Source organism: Desulfamplus magnetovallimortis (assembly GCF_900170035.1).
Classification (GTDB): Bacteria; Desulfobacterota; Desulfobacteria; order Desulfobacterales; family Desulfobacteraceae; genus Desulfamplus; species Desulfamplus magnetovallimortis.
In genome coordinates, this window is sequence record NZ_LT828587.1 from 1 (window position 1) to 2,171 (window position 2,171).

Genomic DNA, 2,171 nt, shown 5'->3' on the forward strand with positions numbered 1-2,171 from the left:
TACTTACACCCGTAATTGAACGATATTCTGCACTTCATGAGTGGTATTCCGAATATCCTGACCCATGTTGAGATCTACAGTCAATGTCTCTGTTATAACGTTGAAATTTTTCATGGTCGTAAGTCCACCCATTTACATATCGTTTTTAAGCACTCAGTCTAACCTCTTGAAATGTCTCGTTTTTAGCTCGTGGACTGATCTGAATAACTACTTTTTGATTCATTTTTTTTGAGAAACTCCAGCAATTTATCAACTGTAAAACGACTGAAATGCCCATTAAGTAGATGAGAAACCTCAGCTTGCTTAATGCCTAAAAGTTCAGCCAATTCTCGTTGTTTCATCTCTTTTTTTTCAATAGCTCGACAACATGAAATCCCACTAATCCACGAGTTTGTAGTTCTTCAGCATTTTCAAGCCCAAGGTCAGCAAAAACATTTCCACTGCTTTCTTCAAATTCAATTTTATTGTTCATTTTTCTCAAGTTCCTTTGCTTCCTTGTAGCGTTTTTTTATCAAGTCTATATCTTTTTGCGGCGTTGAAATTTCCTTTTTGGCTTTCTTTCGGTATGCTTCCTTATCGTATTTGATGGCTATCTCAAAAACGCCTGAACGGACCAGCGGGGCATTTGAACAGAAATTTACGGTTTCACCTTGCGGGTCTACCCCAAACCGTAACTCTGTGGGTCTAATTAAGCGTGTCCTACCTCACGTGAAATTAGAACCCCACTTAACGATTATAGACGTTTCTTCTATGGCCTACCCGAACCACCAGGACGGTCAAAATATTATGCTCAATGGTTGAGAAGACCCGATAGTCACCTACTCTATGTCGCCAATACCCACGGTATTCATGCTTCAGGGGTTTTCCCGATGCTGTGGGCTCTTCGGCGATATCATCCATATAGTCCATGATGCGTTTGGCAATGGGCTTATCCAGCTTTGAAAGCTCTTTGGTGGCCTGAGGCGTGTATTCGATTTTATAGGCCAAGTTGCTTCCTTACCTCATCTGAAGAAAGGGGTTTTTCTCCGCTTAAGATAAATTCCTCGTGGGCTTGCTCTGCAAGATATAGGTCTTCCAGATCCTCAAGATGGCGTTCAAGGGCCTGTACCGCATAGAAGCTTTTTGACCGATTCGTTACGGTGGCAAGGTGGTTGAGTCTGGTCTCAAGTTCTTCCGGTAATCTCACTGACAACATGATGGCACCTCCATTATAAAAAATGTATGTCATGCCATACTTGTATGACAAAATAAGATAGAAGTCAATGGAAGGGGGCTACCTCCCCCCCCCATTACAAAAAATACCACCACAAGTATGATATTGTCAACAAGGTATACCTTGCTGGACACATTTAAAAAAGGTGTTATAAAGGTCTTTTTTTGGATTGTTGACACTATTTCTAAAAAGGCTAAAAGCTTCTTGACAGTTTGATGGACAAGTCAAATACGACACGTGTGTCGGATTTGAAATGTAACACAAGAGCAACATATATCCTTGATGCAGCTTTTCAGCTTCAGGAAGAAGAGGTAAGTTAACCTTATCAAAAAATGGAGAGGGATACACCATGCCACCAGGGGCAGCCGGAACCAGTGAAATGATTTCCGCTGGCACCGGTTGATTTGTTTGATAAGCTGGATGCAGTGAGGGTGCAGAAGGAAGAAGGGCTTCAAAATGCTCAGATCGCTGAAAATATGGGTGAATCTGAAGATTCAATAAACAAACTATCAAAACTCATAAAAAATGTACCATGGCCAGAGATTTTATTTTTTGCCAAGGCTTACCAAGAAGGTCGTGGCCATTCAAAAGAGCCAATTGGCCATTTTACAAACTTTACAGAGGGTTGGTTTCGCAACTCAGGTATGACAGAGATACCAGGGGCAGCAGTAGTTGTATCTATCTGCTATGCATACTATGCACATCCGAAAAAGGAGATTCCCTTGCCAGGCAGAAGAAGAAACACCAGGGGCGGGGGTCACGATAGATACATCCAAATCTGGACAGATCGTTTTCTCCGTGCGTGCGTGCGTGGGGCGGGGTGAACGCTGCGTTCCCCCCCTTGCAATGATCTCTTACGTTTTCTCCGTGCGTGCGTGGGGCGGGGGAAAGTTAAATCCCCTCTACGTCGAGGGTTTTGACGTTTTCTCCGTGCGTGCGTGGGGGCGTGGGGCATACG

At 43.3% G+C, this 2,171-nt stretch carries 5 protein-coding genes; 1 reads left to right on the top strand and 4 read right to left on the bottom strand.

Annotation, left to right across the window (positions count from 1 at the left end):
• Positions 1–182: 182 nt before the first annotated feature.
• From MTBBW1_RS30510 to relB, 4 genes are all read right to left on the bottom strand, one after another.
• Positions 183–341, bottom strand: a complete 159-nt coding sequence (locus MTBBW1_RS30510; protein ID WP_222424199.1) for an XRE family transcriptional regulator — start codon at positions 339–341, stop codon at positions 183–185.
• Positions 338–472, bottom strand: coding sequence for a helix-turn-helix domain-containing protein (locus tag MTBBW1_RS29300; protein ID WP_222424200.1), 135 nt, complete (start codon positions 470–472; stop codon positions 338–340). The genes MTBBW1_RS30510 and MTBBW1_RS29300 overlap by 4 nt, the downstream gene beginning before the upstream one ends.
• Before the next feature lie 254 nt (positions 473–726).
• Positions 727–987, bottom strand: coding sequence for a type II toxin-antitoxin system RelE family toxin (locus tag MTBBW1_RS27080; protein WP_080810094.1), 261 nt, complete (start codon positions 985–987; stop codon positions 727–729).
• The gene (relB, locus tag MTBBW1_RS27085) at positions 977–1,195 is read right to left on the bottom strand and encodes a type II toxin-antitoxin system RelB family antitoxin (RefSeq protein WP_080810096.1); all 219 of its coding nucleotides are present in this window, start codon (positions 1,193–1,195) and stop codon (positions 977–979) included. The genes MTBBW1_RS27080 and relB overlap by 11 nt, the downstream gene beginning before the upstream one ends.
• Positions 1,196–1,644: 449 nt before the next feature.
• Between relB and MTBBW1_RS27090 the strand changes: the two genes are divergently transcribed.
• Complete coding sequence (locus MTBBW1_RS27090) at positions 1,645–2,037, top strand: hypothetical protein (protein ID WP_139786937.1); 393 nt, start codon at positions 1,645–1,647, stop codon at positions 2,035–2,037.
• The last annotated feature ends 134 nt before the right edge of the window (positions 2,038–2,171 follow it).

What these genes read in the sequence shown, in the direction of transcription:
- MTBBW1_RS30510 (WP_222424199.1), bottom strand. Translation starts at nt 341, where the DNA reads ATGAAACAACGAGAATTGGCTGAACTTTTAGGCATTAAGCAAGCTGAG.
- MTBBW1_RS29300 (WP_222424200.1), bottom strand. Translation starts at nt 472, where the DNA reads ATGAACAATAAAATTGAATTTGAAGAAAGCAGTGGAAATGTTTTTGCT.
- relB (WP_080810096.1), bottom strand. Translation starts at nt 1,195, where the DNA reads ATGTTGTCAGTGAGATTACCGGAAGAACTTGAGACCAGACTCAACCAC.